The organism is Mesorhizobium sp. B2-4-17 (assembly GCF_006441275.1).
Taxonomy (GTDB): Bacteria; Pseudomonadota; Alphaproteobacteria; order Rhizobiales; family Rhizobiaceae; genus Mesorhizobium.
This window is the reverse complement of the sequence record NZ_VFUX01000011.1, coordinates 83,780-103,876: the sequence shown is the minus strand read 5'-3', so window position 1 is coordinate 103,876 and position 20,097 is coordinate 83,780. Positions and strand designations below refer to the sequence as shown.

At 63.3% G+C, this 20,097-nt stretch carries 19 protein-coding genes and 1 tRNA gene; 16 read left to right on the top strand and 4 right to left on the bottom strand.

Going from position 1 to position 20,097, the window contains the following annotated elements:
* The first annotated feature begins 5 nt into the window (after positions 1–5).
* The 6 genes from FJ548_RS11030 to FJ548_RS11005 all read left to right on the top strand — a co-directional run bounded on the left by FJ548_RS11030 (position 6) and on the right by FJ548_RS11005 (position 8,117).
* A complete protein-coding gene (locus tag FJ548_RS11030; RefSeq protein ID WP_181168765.1) occupies positions 6–1,451 on the top strand; it encodes a glycosyl hydrolase in 1,446 nt (481 codons plus the stop codon).
* The gene (locus FJ548_RS11025) at positions 1,444–2,793 is read left to right on the top strand and encodes a glucoamylase family protein (protein WP_140777876.1); all 1,350 of its coding nucleotides are present in this window, start codon (positions 1,444–1,446) and stop codon (positions 2,791–2,793) included. The genes FJ548_RS11030 and FJ548_RS11025 overlap by 8 nt, the downstream gene beginning before the upstream one ends.
* Entirely contained in the window at positions 2,783–4,312 is a 1,530-nt protein-coding gene (locus tag FJ548_RS11020; RefSeq protein ID WP_140695260.1) for a mercuric reductase, read from the top strand. The genes FJ548_RS11025 and FJ548_RS11020 overlap by 11 nt, the downstream gene beginning before the upstream one ends.
* Before the next feature lie 457 nt (positions 4,313–4,769).
* Positions 4,770–4,931 carry a hypothetical protein gene (locus tag FJ548_RS29815; protein WP_181168764.1) on the top strand — a complete coding sequence of 54 codons (162 nt, stop codon included), beginning with the start codon at positions 4,770–4,772 and terminating at the stop codon, positions 4,929–4,931.
* A gap of 355 nt (positions 4,932–5,286) precedes the next feature.
* Positions 5,287–6,504 carry a glycosyltransferase family 4 protein gene (locus FJ548_RS11010; RefSeq protein WP_140777875.1) on the top strand — a complete coding sequence of 406 codons (1,218 nt, stop codon included), beginning with the start codon at positions 5,287–5,289 and terminating at the stop codon, positions 6,502–6,504.
* A gap of 38 nt (positions 6,505–6,542) precedes the next feature.
* Positions 6,543–8,117 carry a glycosyltransferase gene (locus FJ548_RS11005; RefSeq protein WP_140695262.1) on the top strand — a complete coding sequence of 525 codons (1,575 nt, stop codon included), beginning with the start codon at positions 6,543–6,545 and terminating at the stop codon, positions 8,115–8,117.
* 42 nt (positions 8,118–8,159) lie between these two features.
* Here the strand turns inward: FJ548_RS11005 and FJ548_RS11000 are convergent, their stop codons facing one another.
* A complete protein-coding gene (locus FJ548_RS11000; protein ID WP_140777874.1) occupies positions 8,160–8,735 on the bottom strand; it encodes a DUF1349 domain-containing protein in 576 nt (191 codons plus the stop codon).
* A 54-nt stretch (positions 8,736–8,789) separates the two neighbouring features.
* Positions 8,790–10,229, bottom strand: coding sequence for an aldehyde dehydrogenase family protein (locus FJ548_RS10995; protein WP_140777873.1), 1,440 nt, complete (start codon positions 10,227–10,229; stop codon positions 8,790–8,792).
* A gap of 275 nt (positions 10,230–10,504) precedes the next feature.
* Between FJ548_RS10995 and FJ548_RS10990 the strand changes: the two genes are divergently transcribed.
* From FJ548_RS10990 to FJ548_RS10965, 6 genes are all read left to right on the top strand, one after another.
* Complete coding sequence (locus FJ548_RS10990; RefSeq protein WP_181165463.1) at positions 10,505–11,164, top strand: TetR/AcrR family transcriptional regulator; 660 nt, start codon at positions 10,505–10,507, stop codon at positions 11,162–11,164.
* A 156-nt stretch (positions 11,165–11,320) separates the two neighbouring features.
* Entirely contained in the window at positions 11,321–11,620 is a 300-nt protein-coding gene (locus FJ548_RS10985; protein WP_246671403.1) for a glycine cleavage T C-terminal barrel domain-containing protein, read from the top strand.
* An 82-nt stretch (positions 11,621–11,702) separates the two neighbouring features.
* Positions 11,703–12,956, top strand: coding sequence for a sarcosine oxidase subunit beta (locus tag FJ548_RS10980; RefSeq protein ID WP_140695267.1), 1,254 nt, complete (start codon positions 11,703–11,705; stop codon positions 12,954–12,956).
* A gap of 19 nt (positions 12,957–12,975) precedes the next feature.
* Positions 12,976–13,242: a sarcosine oxidase subunit delta gene (locus FJ548_RS10975; protein WP_140777872.1), complete on the top strand. Its 267-nt coding sequence runs from the start codon at positions 12,976–12,978 to the stop codon at positions 13,240–13,242.
* Positions 13,239–16,118 (top strand): sarcosine oxidase subunit alpha family protein, encoded by a 2,880-nt coding sequence (locus FJ548_RS10970; protein WP_140777871.1) that lies wholly within the window; start codon positions 13,239–13,241, stop codon positions 16,116–16,118. Before FJ548_RS10975 ends, FJ548_RS10970 begins: the two co-directional genes overlap by 4 nt.
* Complete coding sequence (locus tag FJ548_RS10965) at positions 16,111–16,644, top strand: hypothetical protein (protein WP_140777870.1); 534 nt, start codon at positions 16,111–16,113, stop codon at positions 16,642–16,644. Before FJ548_RS10970 ends, FJ548_RS10965 begins: the two co-directional genes overlap by 8 nt.
* A gap of 16 nt (positions 16,645–16,660) precedes the next feature.
* On the opposite strand, the gene FJ548_RS10960 is transcribed toward FJ548_RS10965, so the two are convergent.
* Positions 16,661–17,146 (bottom strand): hypothetical protein, encoded by a 486-nt coding sequence (locus FJ548_RS10960; protein WP_140695273.1) that lies wholly within the window; start codon positions 17,144–17,146, stop codon positions 16,661–16,663.
* A gap of 229 nt (positions 17,147–17,375) precedes the next feature.
* On the opposite strand from FJ548_RS10960, the gene FJ548_RS10955 reads away from it, so the two are divergent.
* From FJ548_RS10955 to FJ548_RS10935, 4 genes are all read left to right on the top strand, one after another.
* Positions 17,376–18,050, top strand: coding sequence for a GntR family transcriptional regulator (locus FJ548_RS10955; RefSeq protein WP_140606783.1), 675 nt, complete (start codon positions 17,376–17,378; stop codon positions 18,048–18,050).
* Between the two features lie 478 nt (positions 18,051–18,528).
* The gene (locus tag FJ548_RS10945) at positions 18,529–19,266 is read left to right on the top strand and encodes a Crp/Fnr family transcriptional regulator (RefSeq protein ID WP_140777869.1); all 738 of its coding nucleotides are present in this window, start codon (positions 18,529–18,531) and stop codon (positions 19,264–19,266) included.
* 47 nt (positions 19,267–19,313) lie between these two features.
* On the top strand, positions 19,314–19,559 hold the full coding sequence (locus FJ548_RS10940; protein WP_140606781.1) for a hypothetical protein: 246 nt from the start codon (positions 19,314–19,316) through the stop codon (positions 19,557–19,559).
* Between the two features lie 37 nt (positions 19,560–19,596).
* A complete protein-coding gene (locus tag FJ548_RS10935) occupies positions 19,597–19,794 on the top strand; it encodes a hypothetical protein (RefSeq protein ID WP_246678620.1) in 198 nt (65 codons plus the stop codon).
* A gap of 203 nt (positions 19,795–19,997) precedes the next feature.
* Here FJ548_RS10935 and FJ548_RS10930 read toward each other — a convergent pair.
* A tRNA-Ala gene (locus FJ548_RS10930) sits at positions 19,998–20,073 on the bottom strand.
* Positions 20,074–20,097 lie beyond the last annotated feature (24 nt).

Here is a 20,097-nt window from a genome sequence, read left to right as displayed (position 1 = left end):
GTTCCATGGGCGTGACCTTTCGCTGCGATCTCGGCGTCCAAGGCGATGACTTCCCGCACTTCTGGGAACATACGGTCGGCAGCGGCCATGCGACGCTGGCGTTGCGCGCGGACTGGCAGGCCCAGATGCGCCGGGCGCATGACGAACTCGGCTTTCGTCATGTCCGTTTTCACGGGCTGCTCGATGACGACATGGGCACGCTCATCGACCAGGATGACCAGCCGCTCTATTCGTTCTTCAATGCCGACCAGATCTTCGATTTCCTGCTGTCGATCGGCATGCGGCCCTTTGTCGAGCTGAGTTTCATGCCGACAATGCTATCATCCTCCGGGCAGATCATCTTCCGCTACCGCGCCAATGTCAGCGCGCCGAAGGACTATGATCAATGGTCGACGCTGATTTCGAAACTCGTCGCCCATTGGATCGATCGCTACGGCCTGGACGAAGTGCGGCAATGGTTCTTCGAAGTCTGGAACGAACCCAATCTCGACGCGTTCGGCAGCGGCAGGCAGGAAGATTATTTCAAGCTGTATGCCTATACGGCAAAGGCGATCAAATCCGTGGACATCAAGTTGAATGTCGGCGGACCGGCTACCGCGGACAACGCCTGGATCGATGAGTTCATCGCATATTGTGACCAGAACAGCCTACCGGCCGATTTCATCAGCACGCACCATTATCCCACCGATGCCTTCGGTAAACCTGGCGACGACACCGAGACCCAGCTTTCGGAAAGCATCAGAAGCGCGTTGCGCGATGAGGCTCGCACCGCTCGCCTGCAGGCGGGCGACCGGCCCCTCTACTACACTGAATGGTGCACCTCCTCGAATCCACGCGATTCGATGCATGACGAGCCCTATGCCGCCGCTTTCGTCGTCAAGACGGTGATGGAGGCGAGAGGATTGGTTGAAGCGTACAGCTACTGGACCTTTTCCGATATTTTCGAGGAAAACTATTTTCCATCCGTGCCCTTTCATGGTGGCTTCGGGTTGATGAACCTTCACGGAATTGCCAAACCGGCCTACCGTGCCTTTGAAACGCTGCATCAACTTGGAACGGAAATTCTGTTCATGGAGGGAACCCATCCAACCCTTGATGGCTGGTGCGTCCGTGACGGGAATTCGATGACCGTGCTGATCTCCAACTTTGCCTTGCCACGGCATCCAATCGCCAACGAGACCGTCCATGTCGAACTCAGGAATGCGCCGCAGCCCACAGCGGCAATCGTTCGGCGGATCGATGCGGAAAATGCCAACGCCAAGGCGCTGTGGATAACAATGGGACGACCCGATTACCTGGGCGCGGCAGCGGTCGAGCAGTTGCGTGCGACCTCGGTAATGCAAGAACGGCGGCAACCAGTTGCCTGGCACGACCGCACCCTTGGATTCGACGTGGCCGTTCCTCCCCCGGGAGTCGCGGCCATCAGGCTGGAGTTCGCGTCTCGTGCTTAAAGCCGATCCCGCCGCGCTGTCCGATGACGAGCTTCTGCAGCGCTACCAGCGTGCCGCCTTCGGCTATTTCCTGGAGAATGTGAACCCCGACAACGGGTTGGTCGCCGATACGTCGCGGCCGAACTGGCCGGCCAGCATCGCCGTCGTCGGCTTCGCGCTCTCCTGCTATCCGATCGGCGTCGAGCGCGGCTGGATGAAGCGCGAGGCGGCGGTGGAATTGACGCTGGCCGCGTTGCGTTTCTTCTCGGCCAGTCCGCAAGGCGGCGGCGAGGACGTCACCGGCCACAAGGGTTTTTACTACCATTTCCTCGACATGCGAACCGGGCTGCGTGTCTGGCGCTGCGAACTGTCGATGGTGGACACCGCCTTGCTGATGGCCGGCATACTGGTGGCGGGCGCCTATTTCCGCGGCGACAATGAACGGGAAGCCGAAATCCGGCGCCTTGCCGAAGCGCTCTACCGGCGCGTCGACTGGCGGTGGGCGCAAGGCAGCAGCCCGACCCTGCGGCAAGGCTGGAAGCCGAGGAGCGGCTTTCTCCACTATGGCTGGGAAGGCTACAACGAGGCGATCGTCCTCTATGTGTTGTCGATGGCCTCACCCGACAGCCCGACCTCCGACGACAGTTACGAGGCCTGGACGGCGACCTACCAGTGGGAAAACATCTACGGCCATGACGTGCTTTATGGCGGGCCGCTGTTCATGCACCAGTTCTCGCATGCCTGGATCGATTTCGCCGGCATCCGCGACGCCTTCATGCGCGAGAAGGACTCGGACTATTTCGAAAACAGCCGCCGCTCGACCTACCTTCACCGCGACTATGCCCGCCACAACCCCTATGGCTTCGATGGCTATGGCGAGAACCTTTGGGGCCTTTCGGCGGGAGACGGGCCGGGCGGCTTCCGCGCCAGCGTGGAGCGGCGTACGCACCGGTTTTCCGGCTATGCCGCGCGCGGCGCGCCATTCGGTCCCGATGACGGGACGATCGCGCCATGGTCCTTTCCGGCGTCGCTGCCTTTCGCGCCCGATATCTGCCTGGCTGCGTTGCGCCATCTCGCCGATCGCTATCCACAGGTGATCGACGGTTACCGGCTGCCGAGCGGATTCAATCCGACATTGGCCAACCGGCGAAGATTCGGCGGCGATGGCTGGGTGTCCGAAGGCCATTACGGGCTCGACCAGGGCATCGTGGTGATGATGATCGAGAACCACCGCTCGCGTCTGATCTGGGACTTGATGCGGTGCAATCCGCACATCCGTCGCGGCCTGGGCAGAGCCGGCTTCACGGGCGGCTGGCTGTCGCAGCCGACAGCGCCCGCGGCAGGGGGTGGCGATGTCGCGTGAACGGACATGGGCCGCCGCCTTTCCTGTCGACCGCAATGACGTCGAACTGATCCGGGGCGCGCATCCGCCGCGCTGGAAGAACCCGGAGCCGGACGGTCCCTACAATCTCGTCGTCATCGGCGCCGGGCCGGCAGGACTCACCGCTGCGCGTGACGCCGCGAGTCTTGGCGCGAAGGTTGCCCTGATCGAGCGCGGGCTGATCGGCGGTGCATGCATCAATGTCGGCTGCATCCCGTCGAAGTCGATCATCCGCACCGCCAGGCTCTATGCCGATATGCGCGATGCCGAGAGCTTCGGCGGTGACGCGCCACGACATCTTCATGTCGACTTCGAGCGGGCCATGATGCGGATGCGGCAGATCCGACAGCGGATCAGCCGCGCCGATTCGGCCGAGACCATCGCGGCCGAAGGGATCGACCTCTATTTCGGCGAAGCGCGGTTTGGCGGGCCGGATACGGTGATGGTCGCCGGCAAGACGCTGCATTTCAGGAAGGCATTGGTCGCGACGGGCGCGCATCCGAGCGGGCCGGCGATTCCGGGGCTTGCCGAGGCCGGTTATCTCGACAACGAGAGCATGTTCAACCTCACGGAATGCCCCCAGCGGCTCCTGGTCATCGGCGGCGGTCCGCTCGGCTGCGAGACCGCGCAGGCTTTCCGCCTGCTCGGCGCCAAGGTCATCCTGGCGCAAAGCGATCCGATGTTCCTGCCCGGCGAGGAACGCGACGCCGCGCAGATCCTATCAGACGCCTTGGCGCGCGAGGGGATCGAGGTCCGCCTCAACACCGAAGTGGTGGCGGTGCGCGGGGAAGGCGGCAGGAAGCTCGCCGACCTGGTGCGGGACGGCGACACGACCACGATCTCCGTCGACGAGATCATCACCGGCGTCGGCCGTTCGCCCAATGTCGATGGTCTCGGACTGGAAGAGGCCGATGTGGCGTATGACGCCAGCGGCATCAGAGTGGACGACTATCTGAGAACCACGAATCCGCACATCTACGCGGCGGGCGACGTCTGCCTCGAATACAAATTCACCCATACCGCCGAGGCGACGGCGCGCATCGTCGTGCGCAATGCGCTCTTTCGCGGGCGCGAAAGGCTGAGTGAGCTTGTTGTTCCCTGGTGCACCTATACCGATCCGGAGATCGCCCATGTCGGTCTCTATCCTGCGGAGGCGCGCCTGAACGGCATTCCGGTCAAGACCTATACGGTGCTGATGCATGATGTCGCCCGTGCCGTGATGGACGGCGAGGAGGAAGGGTTCGTCAAGATCCATGTCAGGGAAGGCTCCGACCGTATCCTGGGGGCGACCGTCGTCGCCAGCCATGCCGGCGAGATGATCAATGGGGTGACGCTCGCCATCAGGTCGGGTATGGGATTGCATACCCTGGCCGATGTCATCCATCCCTTCCCGACACAAGCGCAAGGCATCAAGATGGCGGGCGACGCCTACAGGCGAACCCGGCTCACCTCCTTGCGCAGGCGCCTTGCGGCGCGCTGGCTGGCATGGTCCAGACGATGACCGCAAGCGGCGCACCGGCCTTTGTTCACTCAAATGTCCGCAAATACCAGACCCAAGTATTCCATCCGGCGCTTGACGGCACCCGGTACTGCCAGGGACGATTGAGCTCGCCTTGCGGCCGCGGAACACTCGTGGATGCAGCCTGTAACTGAAACGGAATATGCAATCCAGCTCTTGAGCAGGAGTTACATCTGCGTGCCGTTGTGTGCCGGAGGCAAGCATCTCGATCTCGACGCAATGGACTATCATCCCCTCATTTGCAGGCCCGTCGAAAGGACCTGAAAGAGTTGGCATTCCGATCGATTGCCTTTCATCTGTCGCAGAAACCGCCAACCAGCGACGACATCCGCCGCTGGTTCCGAAGTCTGCTGGAAATGTCGGAATCCTTGGGGATTCTCTAACCTTCTTATTCTGGATTTCGATGATGCCGCAGGCTACCTGAGCTGGTCGGGCAGGCATGGACAAGCTCAAGGTTCCACATGGATATACAAGCGATCGCACCCTGAACGCCTGGCGCTACCTTTTCAACGAGACATGGCCGATCGCCGTGGGCAGCGCATTGGTCGCGGCCTGGGCGACGGCCGTCATCCGCTTTCCTGAAAACCATCAGCCTCGATGAGGATACATGCTATTGGGCAGCCTTGCTTGCCCGAGCCGATGTGGTGACGACCCCTACCCCGGTGCTCCTCTACCACCATGACGAAGAGAGAATGGCGCGACGGTTTGTGCAGGCTCCGCGGGCGACGTTTCTGGCGATAGCGCTAGAACTGGACAAACTCGCCGGTTCGGGCATTGCTAGGGACGTCCTGCAGTGGAGGAAAGCCTGGATCGCGCAGCGGCTCTCAAGGCAGCTTCTCAAGCACAAGCGATACAGGGATGCGATAAGCATGATGCGTGCGGTCCGCGCCCACAAGACCCTGAACCGGAGTTGGAAGACATTGCAATATCATACCCGAATTCATGCCGGAGCCATAATGGAACGGCCCGGCCTTTCGTCGGCCGCCGGCGGGGTCAAGGAAAAACGTACCCTGGTCGTCTCTTACGACCCTGCCTTTCCGGCGGTTTCGGGCGCGGATCTGAGGAATTTCCGCAATGCCAGTCTGGCCTCGGAATACGGTCCGGTCCAGCTTGCCTCGGTTCGGCCGCTGGGTAGTCCGTCAAAGCCGTCCAACGGACGCCTCCAAGCCGTTGGGCTGACGATTGCGGAGGAGCCGCGGTCGTCCTCGCTGGGCTGGTGGAGGATAGCGGCGGAGAACCGCATTCCCCGCACGGCACTCGCGCGCCTGCTGACCCTGGTGCAAACCTTCAAACCCGACACGATCATCGTCGAGGGAATCGGCCTGTTCAAACTGCTGCGGCCGTTGCGGCCGCTGACGAAGCAACTCGTCCTCGATATGCATAACGTCGAGTCCGACCTGGCGGCACAGCTGCAGCATCTCCGTCTGGAGCGATTCCGGGCCGGATTTGGCATTCGGCGACTGGAGAGAAAAGCGCTTTCCCTCGTCGACAGGGTCTGGGTCTGCTCGAACCTGGACCGCGAGAAGCTGACGGGCCTGTCCCGGCACAAGCTGCCGATCGATGTCGTTGCGAACGGAATTCCCAAGGCCGAAGACATTCCCGAAGCGCTGTCCGCCGAGGCCGCGACCGATAGAGGCTTTCCGGTGATCCTGTTCATCGGCCATCTCGGCTATCCACCGAACGTCGATGCCGCCGAGCGGTTGGCCCATGCCATACTGCCCCGCATCCGGCAGGTCTTGCCCGGCGCGAAGCTTGTCCTTGCCGGACGTACCCCAAGGGCGGCGGTGCGGGCGCTGACCGGGTTGCCCGACGTGGAACTCATCGAAAATCCCGAAAGCGTGGCACCGCTTTTGTCCGCCGCGCATCTCACCATCATTCCACTCAAGGCGGGTGGGGGCACGCGCATCAAGATCCTGGAGGCGATGGCCTGGGGCGTGCCGGTGATCGCGACACCGGTGGCGGCCGAGGGTCTGGACCTGGTCGATGGCGACGAGGTGCTGTTGTCGGCCACCGACGAAGGACTTGCCGATATGGCGATCGGACTTTGCCTGGACCCCGAACGCCGGGCGCGGCAGCGCGTGCGCGCGCATCAAGCCGCATGGGCACGGTTTAGCCCGCAAGTGATCCGCGAGGCGATCCGTACCGGTCTTGACCTGGACAATGACGGCAAATGACGCCCGGCCGTTCCCCTCATCCGCCCCATGAGCTGCCGATGATCCCGCCGATCCTGCACCAGACATGGAAGACCGACAGCGTTCCCGCACGCTTCCATGCCTATGCCGACAGCTGGAAACGGCATAATCCAAACTGGACGGTGATGTTCTGGAGCGACCGGATGCTGCTCGAATTCGTGGCCGAGCATTATCCGGATTTCCTGCCTATGTTCTGCAGTTACACGAACGGCGTGCAGCGGTCGGATGCGGCCCGCTACATGCTGCTGCATCATTTTGGCGGGATCTACGCGGACATCGATTGCGAATGCCTCGCCCCCTTCGATCCGATCATGGACGAGACCCGCGTCGTGCTGTGCAAGGAGCCGGCCTCGCATGCAGCCATCCAGGCGGATCTCCGGGGTCTGCCCTATCTCCTGTTCAACGGGACGATGGCCAGCCCAGCCGGTCATCCCTTCTGGATACAAGTGCTTTCCCTGATGCGCAGGCTCGCCAGCGCCAAGAACGTGCTCGACGCGACCGGACCCTGTCTGTTGACCTCCGCACAACTCGCCTACAGCGATCAGGCTGCCTTTGCCATTCATCCTTCCGGCCTGTTCACGCCGGTGACGCCGGCCGGGAGCGCGAAGCGCGAAGCCGGCGACGACACGGCAGCGCTTTCGATCCATCACTGGGCCGGCACATGGTGGATCCCCGAGCCGCCACCGACCTGGAGGACCAGGCTGCGCAACCGAGCCTATCGGCTGCGGTATCAGCTGACGCGCGGCGCGTATCTGGATGAGGCCGAGGCGAAAGCCAGCGTCGACAAGGCGGTTCTGTCGGCGCCGCCGCCCTCAGGCCGCAACATTGCCGTCCTGGTGCCGCTTCGCGACGCCGCCGATCTCATCCAGCCCTTTCTCGACGCACTGGACGGGCTCGACTATCCCAAGGACAGGATCAAGCTGGTCTTTTGCGAAGGCGACAGCCTGGATGGGAGCTGGGAACGCCTGCAAGCCGCGACAGCAGGATTAGCCGGCAAATATCGTGACATCGTCCTGCTGCGGAGACAGGTCGGCACCAGGCTCGACAGGGCAAAACGGGCAAAGCCCAGCATGCAGCGGGTGAGGCGGGGCGCGATTGCCAAGGTGCGAAATCACCTGATCGATCATGGACTGAAGGAAGACGACGACTGGGCGTTGTGGATCGACATCGATGTCTGGCGCTTCCCCGGCGATGTGCTGAACCGGCTGATCGCTACTGGCCATCGTATCGCGATGCCCAATTGCGTGAAGATCGCCGGCGGCGGCAGCTTCGATCTCAACAGCTTCGTCATAAGACGCCAGACCAAGGACTATCCTTACTATCGCGAGATACGCGGCGGACTGCACCAACCGCCCGCGCAAACGCCCAACCGCTATCATCTCAGCGATGTCAGGCATTTCGACATCATCGGCCTCGATGCGGTCGGCGGAACCATGCTCCTGGTCGACGCCGCCTTGCATCGCGGCGGCCTTCGCTTCCCCGAAATTCCCTACCGCGACCTGATCGAGACCGAAGCCTTCGGCATGCTCGCCAATGATCTTGGCGTCAGGCCGGTCGGCCTGCCGAAACTGGAAATCCTACACGTCCCGTGGTGATGCGTCGGCCTGCCGTGGCTTCCACCTGAGATGCTCCAGGCATCAGTCGTGCAATTGCCGCGAAATCGGCGGGCCGACCGAAAATCCGGAGAATGTCACCTCGAAACCCTCGCGCTGCGGTGAACAGCACATCATGCCGACATCGACCGTTTTCGAGACCGGGAAATAGGCAAGCCGCACCGGCTTCCAGTGGCCGTCCGAAGCGTCGAGATACTGGACGCGGATCGCTTCGCCATGGCGGGTCAGGCGGATCCTGACGCCGTTCGGGCCGGCGGGAATGGCCACCAGCGACCAGTCCGATGTGTCGTTGGTGACGACAACCGAGAAATAGGCGAGACCGTCGGTGTATTCGATGCCGGCCTTGATCCAGTGCGTCTCGCTCAGCCGGATCATCAGTCCGGCCTGGTCGTAAAGCACCTTGTAATCGCCTTTGACGGTGACCTCGGCGGTGAAATCGCCCTCGACCGGCCGATACAGGAAGTGGCCGTTGTCGCGCCAGAACCCATAAAAGGTCTCACGCCAGAAGTCGGTCTCCTTGCCGGAGCGCACGCTGACGGCATCGCCGTCGATGACGTGGTGCGGCGGCGGGTTGAGCCAGATCAGGTCCTGCAATGTCATTGCCTCGTGCCGATTCCCTAGTGAACGCCCGCCAGCCCGATGGCCGGCGTCCAGTCAACCCGCAAAGGTATAGGCGGTCTTCACCATGGTGTAGAATTCCATCGCGTAGCGGCCCTGTTCGCGCGGACCATAGCTCGAGCCCTTGCGGCCGCCGAAGGGAACGTGGAAGTCTACTCCCGCCGTCGGCAGGTTGACCATCACCATGCCGGCTTCCGAATTGCGCTTGAAATGGGTGGCGTGCTTGAGGCTCGATGTGCAGATGCCTGAGGTCAGCCCGAAGGGCGTGTCGTTGGCGACTGCCAACGCCTCGTCATAGTCCTTGACCCTGATGACGCTGGCGACAGGCCCGAAAATTTCCTCGCGCGAGCTGCGCATGGCGTTGGTGGCGTCTGTCAACAGTGCCGGCCGCAGATAGAAACCCGGCGTCTTGCGGTCGAGCCGTTCGCCGCCGAAGGCGAGCGTGGCGCCTTCCCTGACGCCGATGGCGATATAATCCTCGTCCTGCTTCAGCTGCGTGGCGTCGACGACCGGACCGATCTGGGTCTGCGCGTCGAGCGCATCGCCGACAACCAGTCCATCCATCCGCTCCTTCAGCGCATCGACGAAACGGTCATGGATGGAATCGGTCACGATCAGCCTGGACGAGGCCGTGCAGCGCTGGCCGGTCGAGAAGAAGGCGCCGTTGAGGGCACAGTCGACGGCAACCGCAAGATCGGCATCGTCCAGCACCACCAGCGGGTTCTTGCCGCCCATTTCGAGCTGGAACTTGCGCATGTGCTCGACGCTTGCCGCGGCGACGCGCTTGCCGGTGCCGACCGAACCGGTGAAGGTGATGGCGTTGACATCGGGGCTGTCGAGCATCGCCTGGCCGACCACCGAGCCCTTGCCCATGACGAGGTTGAGCACGCCCCTGGGCAGGCCGGCGCGATGCAGGATGTCGACGATCGACCAGGCGCTCTCGGGCACGAGTTCGGCCGGCTTGAAGACGATGGTGTTGCCATGGGCCAGCGCCGGAGCGATCTTCCAGGCCGGAATGGCGATGGGGAAATTCCACGGCGTGATGATGCCGACCACGCCGACCGCCTCGCGCGTGATCTCGACGCCGACACCCGGCCGCACGCTCGGCACCATCTCTCCGGAGAGACGCAATGTTTCGCCGGCAAAGAAATCGAATATCTGGGCGGCGCGGATGGTCTCGCCAATGCCTTCTGCCAGCGTCTTGCCTTCCTCGCGCGCCAGGTTGCGGCCGATTTCGTCCTTGCGTGCCATGATTTCATCGGACGCCTTCTTCAGCACCGCATGGCGCGCCAGCGGGCCGGAGCGGGACCATGCGGGAAAGGCCGCCTTGGCCGCCGCGATCGCCTGGGCCGTCTGTTCCACGTCCGCCGAGGCGTATTCGCCGACGACATCGCCGGTATCCGAGGGGTTGATGTTGCGGGACCCGGCGTCGCCGACCCATTCGCCATCGATGAGGTTCTTTCGAAACTGAGCCATGTCCTCGTCTTTCCTGCTGGTTGGCCGCGTGGCGGCATCTTTCTGACTTGATATTTGCCAGACAATTGCCCTGCGGGAAAGCACGTACTGGCCGGGCCGCCGCGACAAAAGCCCCGGGCCTGCCATAGCGTCAATAGCATGGCGGCGGCAGCGCCCCATGGACAGCCAGCCCGGTTAAGATCCCCGCAGCCGTCACGTCAGCTCAATCGAAACGCCCTGTACAGCGATGTACATAGCCTTGATTTGCCTGATCCGGCATGTCATGCGTCATACCGATGGCAGCCATCGAAACGACGATTCAGCGCGCCGGCGTCACCGGCAACATCAAGGCCACTCGTGACGACTGGCTGAAGCTGGCGCTTGAAACGTTGATCTCGGATGGCGTCGAACGCGTCCGCGTGCAGACGCTCGGGCAGCAGCTTGATGTCTCGCGCTCCAGCTTCTACTGGTATTTCAAGAGCCGGCAGGACCTGCTCGACCAATTGCTGGACTATTGGCGGCAGACCAACACCCGATTCATCGTCGAACGCGCCGGGCGGCCATCCGCCACCGTCATCCGCGGGGTGATGAGCATTTTCGAATGCTGGGTGGACGAAAAGCTGTTCGATCCCCGGCTCGATTTCGCGATCAGGGCCTGGGCGCGCCGCTCCCCCGCCACAAGGCGCGCGCTCGACCAGGCCGATGAAGAACGCGTCAATGCCATACGCGACATGTTCATGCGCCATGGCTATGAAGAAGAAGACGCGTTCGTGCGTGCCCGTGTGCTCTATTTCATGCAGATCGGCTATTACTCGCTCGAACTCGACGAGCCGATGAGCAGCCGCCTGACGCATGTCGCGTCCTATCTGCGCAGCTTCACCGGCCAGGAACCGACCGCCGAGGATGTCGAGGACTTTTCGCGTTATGTCGAGAAGACACTTTCCGGCAAACGGTAGACGGGGCACCGGCTGCCTGACTCGGCAGCTTTCTCGGCAACAGGCTTGCTCCATATCCACACACCAGCCTCCTCCGGCCCGGTTCTCGCGATGCACTGGACACATGTGTACAACAAAGATAGGGTGCATCGCCACAACCGGGTGGAGCGCGACAGGATGAAATCGGAGGCTGCCCTGAAAAAGAACCAGGCCGGCGCGAGGCGAACGCTGGTGACGCTCGAAATCGACGCCGAGGATGCGGATGCCAGCGGCTACGAGCTGGTCTGGAACAAGGGCAAGCTTGCCGGCTTCGTCACCTCCGGCGGCTACGGCCACACCGTCGGCAAGAGCCTCGCCATGGCGCTTGTCGACCGCGACGCGGCCGATGCCGATACGCAGTTGACAACCCACATCGTCGGCATCGAAAGAGATGCGCTTCGTCGCCTTACGATCCTCTCGCAAGGCGATGCGGCGTGACCGATCGAACCGGTGACGTCCATAGAGAAGACCATACAATGATCCACGCCCCCTTCCCCAAATCAGGCCTGGCCGGCACGCCATGACCAGACGCTATTCCGCTCTGTCGCTGTTCAAGGAAGGCCTGGCCGGCCAGACCGGCTGGAAGCAGGCGTGGCGCTCGCCCGAGCCGAAGCCGTCCTACGACGCGATCGTCATCGGCGGCGGCGGCCATGGGCTGGCGACAGCCTACTATTTGGCCAAGAACCACGGCATCGCCAGGGTGGCGGTCCTTGAAAAAGGCTGGATCGGCGGCGGCAACACCGGCCGCAACACCACAGTGGTGCGCTCCAACTATTATTACCCGGAGAGCGTCGAACTCTACGGGCTGGCGCACAGGCTCTACGAAGGCCTGTCGAAGGATTTGAACTACAACGTCATGCTGTCGCAGCGCGGCATGGTCAATCTCTGCCACTCGACAGTCGAAATGGAGATGGGCGCGCGCACCGTCAATGCCATGCAGATCAACGGCATCGATGCGGAGCTGTTTTCGCCCGAGGATGTACGGCGCGTGGCGCCGATCTACAATTTCTCACCGGACGCGCGCTTTCCGGTGTTCGGCGGCATCTGGCAGCGCCGCGCCGGAACGGCGCGCCACGACGCGGTCGCCTGGGGTTATGCGCGGGCGGCGAGCCGGCTCGGCGTCGACATCATCCAGAATTGCGAAATCAGCGATTTCATCATCGAGGGTGGGCGCTGCCGTGGCGTGCAGACGACGCGTGGCACGATCCGCGCCGAGCGCATCGGCATGGCGGTGGCCGGCCATTCCTCGGTGCTGGCGGCCAAGGCCGGCTTCCGGCTGCCGATCAATTCCTACGCGCTGCAGGCCTGTGTTTCCGAGCCGGTGAAACCGATCCTCGACACGGTTGTGCTGTCGCCCGGCACCGGCGTCTATGTCAGCCAGTCGGACAAGGGCGAGATCGTCATTGGCGGCGGACTTGACCGCATCCCCTCCTATGCGCAGCGCGGCAATCTGCCGACGCTGGAAACCGTCGTTGCCGGCCTGTTGGAAATGTTCCCGATCTTCGGCCAGTTGAAGCTGATGCGGCAATGGGCGGGCATTGTCGACGTGGTGCCGGACTCCTCGCCGATCATCGGTGAATCGCCGCTGCCCAATCTATTCCTGAATTGCGGCTGGGGCACGGGCGGCTTCAAGGCCATTCCCGCTGGCGGCACTCTGCTGGCAAACTTGCTGGCAACGGGCAGGCACAACGACATCAGCCGTCCGTTCGACCTCGATCGCTTTGCCAGCGGGCGGCTGATCGATGAAGCGGCCGGCTCCGGCATCGCGCACTAAGACAGGACCAGAGGCAATCATGCAGCTCTTCCCTTGCCCGTTCTGCGGTCCGCGCGACGAGACGGAATTCCACTTTGGCGGCGATGCCGGCAATGTCCGGCCTGACGGGGCCGATCTGCCGGTCGAGCGCTGGGCAAACTATCTCTATCTCAGGAGCAACCCGAAGGGTGCGGCGCGCGAAATCTGGGTGCACATGAGTTGCGGCGAGTTCTTCGTCATGGAACGTGACACGGTCACGCACGAGGTGCTGTCCTCGACCGCTCTTGGCGGGGAGCACGCGGCATGACCGCCTCGCGTCTCACCATCGGTGGCAGCGCGATCGACCGATCGCGCCCAATCCGATTCAGCTTCGACGGCACAAGCGTTGAGGGCTTTGCCGGCGACACCATCGCCTCGGCGCTGCTGGCCAATGATATCGCGGTCGTCGGCCGCAGCTTCAAATACCACCGGCCACGCGGCATCTGGGGCGCCGGCGTCGAGGAGCCGAACGCGCTGGTGGATGTCGGCGGCCCCCGGACCACGCCGAACACGCGCGCCACGACCGAGCCGGCATATGACGGGCTGGTGGCAAAAAGCGTCAACGCGACGCCCAGTGCGCTCGCCGACCGCAACGCCTTCCTCGACCGCTGCTCGCGCTTCATTCCAGCGGCGTTCTATTACAAGACCTTCATGTGGCCGGACTGGCACATGTTCGAGCCGCGCATCCGCGCCATGGCTGGGCTGGGCGAAGTGGACAAGGGCTGGACCTCGCCGGGCTCGGCCGACCAGATCAACCATCATTGCGACGTTCTGGTGGTGGGCGCGGGACCGGCTGGACTGGCGGCGGCGAAACTGGCGGCAGGCGCCGGCTTCTCGGTCATGCTGGTTGACGACCAGCAGAAGCCGGGCGGATCGCTCGGCCACCGCGCCGGCGAGATTGACGGCAAGCCGGCTGCCATCTGGATCGACGAGACGATTGCCGAGCTTGCCGCCGGCGGCCACCTGATCCTGCCTTCAACCACCGCCTTCGGCATCTACGACCACAATCTGGTCGGGCTGAACCAGCGTCATTTCGACGGCCGGCGCGACACGCTGTGGCGGGTCCGGCCGCGCCGGATCGTGCTGGCGACGGGTGCCATCGAGCGGCCGCTGCCCTTCGCCAACAACGACCTGCCGGGCATCCTGTCGGCGGATGCGGCGCTCGCCTATCTCAGGCGCCATGCCGTGCTGGCCGGCAGGCGCATCGTCGTCGCCACCAACAATGACAGCGCCTATGAAGTGGCGGAGGCGTCCGCCGAGGCCGGCGCCGAAGTCACGCTGGTCGACATCAGGCGTGACGGCATGCCAGCCACCAAGGTGCGGCTGGTCAAGGGGCGATCGCTTGCCGCCGCCAACGGCAAGCTGCGCGTCGAGGGCGTGACGCTGGACGACGGCACCAGGCTCGACGCCGATTGCGTGCTGGTGTCGAGCGGCTGGACACCGACCATCCACCTCTTCGGCCAGGCCAAGGGCAAGCTTTCCTGGAGCGAGGCGCGCGCCGCGTTCCTGCCGGGCGATCCGGTCGAGGGCATTTCCGTCGCCGGCGCCGCGGCCGGCGCGGTCTCCTTGTCGGAGGTGTTCGCAGGCTCGCAGAACGCTGTTGCATCGCTCGGCCAAACGAACGCGGAGATGCCGCGCAGCACCGGACCGGAGGCGACTGGCGGCATCGTTGCCGCCTGGCCGGTGCCCGGGTCGAAGGGGCGCATCTGGATCGACTATCAGAACGATGTGACGGTAAAGGACGTCGAACTGGCGGCGCGCGAAAATTTCGTCTCGGTCGAGCATCTGAAGCGCTACACCACGCTCGGCATGGCGACCGACCAGGGCAAGACCTCCAACCTGCCTGGCCTGGCGCTGATGGCAGGCATCACTGGCCGCACGGTGCGGGAGGTCGGCACCACCACCTATCGCCCGCCGTTCACGCCGGTGCCGCTGGCGAGCTTCGCCGGTGCGCGCGGGGGCGAGTTGATGGCGCCGGTGCGTCGGCTGCCGCTGGAAAACATCCATCGCGCCGATGGCGCCGTGTTCCAGGAATATGGCGGCTGGCTGCGGCCTGCCCACTATGGCGGTCGCGATGCCGATGCGGACCGTACGATCCAGGACGAGGCGCGGCGTGCGCGCCAGTCGGTCGCGCTTTTCGACGGTTCGACGCTCGGCAAGATCGAGGTGATCGGACCGCAGGCGGCCGAATTCGTCGATTTCCTCTACTACAACACCATGTCGACGCTGAAGCCCGGCCGTTGCCGCTACGGCTTCATGCTGTCGGAGAACGGCGTGGTGTTCGATGACGGCGTGCTGGTGCGGCTGGATGAGCATCGCTTCGTCGTGTCGTGCTCGTCCTCGCATGTCGCGGCTGTGCACGCGCGGCTGGAGGAATGGCGCCAAGACCGCTTTGGCCGCGACGCCATCTATATTCACAACGCCACAGCAGAAATGGCAACGCTGACCGTCTCCGGTCCGAACGCCCGCAAGCTGCTCGAAAAACTGGATTTTGGCCTCTCGCTCGACGATGCAGACCTGCCGCATATGGCGATAGGCCATGGCAGCTATGGCGGCGACGAGGTCCGCATCGAGCGCGTGAGCTTTACCGGCGACAGGAGCTATGAAATCTCGATCCGCGCGGACCGCGCCGAGACCCTATGGACCCGTCTGCGCGAATCCGGCCAGCCGTTCGATGCCGCTATCATCGGCCTCGAAGCGCTAATGATCCTGCGTGCGGAGAAAGGCTTCATCGTCATCGGCAAGGACACTGACGGGACCACACTGCCGCATGATCTCGGCGTGGAGGGTCCCCGCGCCAAACGCCAGACCGAATTTGTCGGCCGCCGCTCGCTGTCCACCGACGAGGCTTCACGCGACAACCGGCTGCAGCTTGTCGGCCTGACGGTGCCGCAAGGCGATGCGCCGCTGCCAACCGGCGCGCATGGCATCAAGCGGAGCGACGGCAGGCTGCGCAGCCAGGGCTTTGTCACCTCAAGCTACCAGAGCCCGACGCTTGGCCGGCCGGTCGCGCTTGGCCTGATCGAGCGTGGTGCTGCCCGCCATGGCGAGACGATCGAAATCCAGCATCTCGGCAAGGTCAGCACGGCGACCATTGCCGCCCCTTGCGCTTTCGACCCGGCAGGAGACCGGCTGCATGCGTGATCTCGCGGAAAAATGGTCCGTCGCGCCGGACTGGCAGAGCGCCACGATCGAAGTGCCGGGGCTCAAGATAAGCCCGATCACCGGACTGCACCAACGGCTGGTCAGCGGCGACCTTGCCGCATGGGCCGAGGTCTCAGGGTTCGATGGAACGGCCGCCGGTGCATTCGGCCTGACAGAGGGCATACGCTATTCGGTCCGACTGGCGCGCGACCGCCTGCTCGTCGTATCAAGCAACCCGCTCGCCATCCCCGCAGGTTGGCACGGCGAAGGTCTCGCGGTGACGACGATCAGCGCCGGCTTGCAGGTGTTCGAGGTCGAGGGCCCGGCTCTCGATGCCTTCATCGCACGCGGGACGACGCTCGATCCTCGCCAGCCAAGCGCCAGTGCGGCACTTTCCTTCGCCGGCGTCAGCGCTATCGTGTACCGCCATGAGAACAGGTTGCGCATCCATGTCGACCGTGGCCTTGCAGCCTATCTCTGGACATGGATGGAGCAGGCCGCCGGCCACATCGCGGCCGGAAATTAGCCAGCGGCGATCGCGCTCATAGCGTGAAGGACCAGAACAGGCAGGCGAGCGTCGCGGCCGCGAAGACGACGAAGAACAGGCTGCGCAACAGCACGTTGCGGCGCAGCTCGTTCATGACGAAGTGGCAGCCGACAATCGCCACGGCGAACAGGAACCGCCAGTTCAGCAATGCCAGCAGGGCGCTGCCCTGGCCGAAGGCCCATCGGGCGAGAAGGCCACCGACGATGGTGGCGAGCAGCACGATCACGGTCCAGAAGATCGCGTCGGCGGCGTGGGTGAGAACGATGCTCGCCGCCCTGATCGGCAGGATCATCATCAGCAGCGCGCTGAAGAAATAGACCGCGGCAAGCGGGATGAACGTTCCCGCATCGGCGATGCCGTCGAGCCGTTTCACGCCGGTCACCCCGTAGGGATAGCCATGCCGGGCCACGGCCAGGCTCAGCGCCATGAGCAAGGCGGTCAGCACGGCGGCGAGTGCGAAGGTCGTGAGGGCTTTGCTCATGGGGTTCCTGTCGCGGACGAATCAGACAGGAACTGATGTAGCCGACGGTCGTAAATTGCGCGTAAGCGAAGTCGTGCTGAGCGGACCAACCCTGGCGCAAAGGGCGTCGCGGCCAGGCTGCACTGCAGCGATCCTGCCCGCGGAGCGGTTGGAGCGCGCATTGAATGCATTCCTATCTCCATTCTAATATAATCCGATCATTTCCGGTGAACGAAGCTACGGATTTGCCATGGACCTGGACCCTTCGACGCTCAATCGGGCTCTGCCGCTCCGCGATCAGATCTATCAGAAGATCCGCAACCTGATCGTCGTCGGACAGATGAAGCCCGGGGAGGTGATCAATGAGGTGGCGATCGCCGAGGCCCTCGGAGTCTCACGCACGCCGGTGCGGGAAGCCGTCAAGCGCATCAGCGACGAGGGCCTCGTCAAGATCCTGGCACAGACGGGCACCTATGTCGCGCCGATCAGCCGCGCCGACCTGGAAGAGGCCTATGTCATCCGCCGGGCGCTGGAGATGGAAAGCGCCAGGCGCGCGGCGGTGAAGCTCACGCCGGCAGCCGCCGAACTGCTGGAGGACAATATGGCGGCGCACAAGCTCGCAATATCGCGCGGCCGCTACGCCACCGCGATCCAGCTCGACGACGTCTTTCACCGCACCATCGCCGAGATCTGCGGCCTGCCGATGATCTGGCGGGCCGTCGACATCTCCAAGGCGCAGATGGACCGTGGCCGCTATCTCGCCATTCCCAAACCCGGCTATGGCGAACAGACGATCGAGCAGCACGAAGCCATTCTCGACGCGCTGAAGCGACATGATGCCGAGGGCGCCGCGCAGGCAATGGAACACCATCTGGAGACGTCGTTTCGCAACACGCTCGAAGTCGCCGCCGAGCTTCTCGGCTGACGCTCGTCCTCGATCGCAAGCGGACATGACCAGCATATGCGAAGAATGGTATCGGCCTGAAGGCCGAGGCGATCGCGCAAATACAAGCGTCCATGCCGAAGCCTGGCCGAAGTGCTCGCCGTCATCAGCCGCGCCAACATCCGCTGCTGTCAATCGTCCTGCGCGAGCCGGAAAGCCTTCTCTTCGCCTGTTGGGAGTATCACGGCGATGATTTCGCCCGGGATACCGCGGGGATGGGCCAATCGGCGGCCATGCGCTCAAGCCGCCGCATGGGCGTGCGTTTCCGGCGGCATGGCGAAGGAACCGAAGCTTGTGATCCAATCGCCTCCCGCGGAGAGACACCGTTGTGCGCCGGCGCACCGCCACAAGTGTTTGCCAGTGGGGCCTCCAAGGCCTATGCTGCCGCATCGGCCGCCAGTCATTCGGATGCCGCCGACAGTGAGAGGGTATTTGCTCTTGCCCGGAACGGGGAAAGAGCATGTCCCAATCCCAGATACGCAATTATGTTTTGAGAACCTTGGCGCCTGAGGATTTTGCGACGATCCTGCCGTCGATACGTCAGGTTGAACTGGGCCTCAAAAGCCCGCTGGAAACCGCTTATCAGCCGATCCAGCACGTGTATTTCCCCGAGACAGGTATCGCGTCGGTCGTCGCCACCATGTTCGGAAGGCGCCAGGGCGAGGTTGGCATTGTCGGCCACGATGGCATGACCGGGGTTACGGTCGTTCTCGGCCAGGACCGGTCTCCCAACGACACCTATATCCAGGTCGCCGGCAATGGCTGGTGCCTGCCGGTTGAAAGTCTTCGCGCGCTTCTTGCGAGCAGCCAGAGCTTTCGCGAGTCCCTGCTTCGCTATGCCAACGCATTCCTTGTCCAGGCAACCCGAACAGCGGTGGTCAACGGCCACTCGAAGATAGAGGAGCGATTGGCCCGCTGGTTGCTCATGGTTCATGACCGCTGTGAAGGAAACAAGATCTACCTGACGCACGAGTTTCTGGCGACCATGCTCGGCGCGCGGAGGCCGGGCGTTACCACGGCCCTGCAAATGCTTGAATATCGGGGACTGGTTCACGCCAAGCGCGGCGAGATCACGATTGTCGACCGCGTCGGCTTGATAAAACTTACACACGGAGCCTATGGCGAGGAGGAACAGCGCCAGTTCGCCGGTCGCCTGCCTGATTTGTCCGCAATCGGACATATGCTTGCAGATCGCTGAGTGTTGTCCGTAAATCGCGTTGGCTCCGGCTCAGGGAGGAACTCTGGATGACCAATACGTTCCACACCATCACGGTTGAAAAGGCGGCCGAGGCCTACGTGCTTTCCAGAGGCAGGGCGCGGTTCCTGTCCATTGCCCAGGCGATCCGAGCCATCCGAACACTGATGCCGGCGTGCAAGGCCACCGACAGAGAGTTGGAAGACCTGCTCGCGGCTGCATGCATCGTTCACGACGTGCCCGTCGCCTTCGACGCGACACCAGCCGATAGCGCAGTATCGCGGCTCCACTCATAGGCCGCAGATGCCCGCACTTGCGCAGACGACGGCTCCAGTGGACATTCGCCAAGCGGTTGTCCGCTACCTGATCGACAATGTCGACAAACCGAGCGTCTCGGTATTCGAGGTTATTCATGCCGTGAGGAAGAGGTTTCCGCTGTGTGAGCTCACGGATTGGGAACTTGGCGACCACATAGCACGAAGTGCGATCGACGCGGGGTTTGCTGTCGAGTTCGGCGCGGACGCTGCCTGATGGCGCAAGCTTAGCCGCCGCAATTTGCTGAATGGGAGCCCCATCGGGAGCGCGCAACCGAAACCGACAGACGTTGCCGCGAAGCCGGAGACATCACGCCGGACGAGGGATGAAATTCTCCTCAACGTGCGCCACCACCGTGGACCACATTTCCGTGTAAGAGCTTGAGATCAGAGGGTTTTCCTGAAGACCCTGGAAGGGACTGGTGGAGCCAATCGGAATCGAACCGACGACCTCTTGAATGCCATTCAAGCGCTCTCCCAACTGAGCTATGGCCCCACATCCGGCAGTCAACCGGCACCG

Coding starts and splice junctions, on each gene's coding strand:
- FJ548_RS10975 (WP_140777872.1), top strand. CDS start 12,976: ATGCAGCTCTTCCCTTGCCCGTTCTGCGGTCCGCGCGACGAGACGGAA.
- FJ548_RS11005 (WP_140695262.1), top strand. CDS start 6,543: ATGATCCCGCCGATCCTGCACCAGACATGGAAGACCGACAGCGTTCCC.
- FJ548_RS29815 (WP_181168764.1), top strand. CDS start 4,770: ATGGACAAGCTCAAGGTTCCACATGGATATACAAGCGATCGCACCCTG.
- FJ548_RS10990 (WP_181165463.1), top strand. CDS start 10,505: ATGGCAGCCATCGAAACGACGATTCAGCGCGCCGGCGTCACCGGCAAC.
- FJ548_RS10965 (WP_140777870.1), top strand. CDS start 16,111: ATGCGTGATCTCGCGGAAAAATGGTCCGTCGCGCCGGACTGGCAGAGC.
- FJ548_RS11030 (WP_181168765.1), top strand. CDS start 6: ATGGGCGTGACCTTTCGCTGCGATCTCGGCGTCCAAGGCGATGACTTC.
- FJ548_RS11000 (WP_140777874.1), bottom strand. CDS start 8,735: ATGACATTGCAGGACCTGATCTGGCTCAACCCGCCGCCGCACCACGTC.
- FJ548_RS10955 (WP_140606783.1), top strand. CDS start 17,376: ATGGACCTGGACCCTTCGACGCTCAATCGGGCTCTGCCGCTCCGCGAT.
- FJ548_RS10980 (WP_140695267.1), top strand. CDS start 11,703: ATGACCAGACGCTATTCCGCTCTGTCGCTGTTCAAGGAAGGCCTGGCC.
- FJ548_RS10995 (WP_140777873.1), bottom strand. CDS start 10,229: ATGGCTCAGTTTCGAAAGAACCTCATCGATGGCGAATGGGTCGGCGAC.
- FJ548_RS10945 (WP_140777869.1), top strand. CDS start 18,529: ATGTCCCAATCCCAGATACGCAATTATGTTTTGAGAACCTTGGCGCCT.
- FJ548_RS10940 (WP_140606781.1), top strand. CDS start 19,314: ATGACCAATACGTTCCACACCATCACGGTTGAAAAGGCGGCCGAGGCC.
- FJ548_RS10960 (WP_140695273.1), bottom strand. CDS start 17,146: ATGAGCAAAGCCCTCACGACCTTCGCACTCGCCGCCGTGCTGACCGCC.
- FJ548_RS10970 (WP_140777871.1), top strand. CDS start 13,239: ATGACCGCCTCGCGTCTCACCATCGGTGGCAGCGCGATCGACCGATCG.
- FJ548_RS11010 (WP_140777875.1), top strand. CDS start 5,287: ATGGAACGGCCCGGCCTTTCGTCGGCCGCCGGCGGGGTCAAGGAAAAA.
- FJ548_RS10985 (WP_246671403.1), top strand. CDS start 11,321: ATGAAATCGGAGGCTGCCCTGAAAAAGAACCAGGCCGGCGCGAGGCGA.
- FJ548_RS11020 (WP_140695260.1), top strand. CDS start 2,783: ATGTCGCGTGAACGGACATGGGCCGCCGCCTTTCCTGTCGACCGCAAT.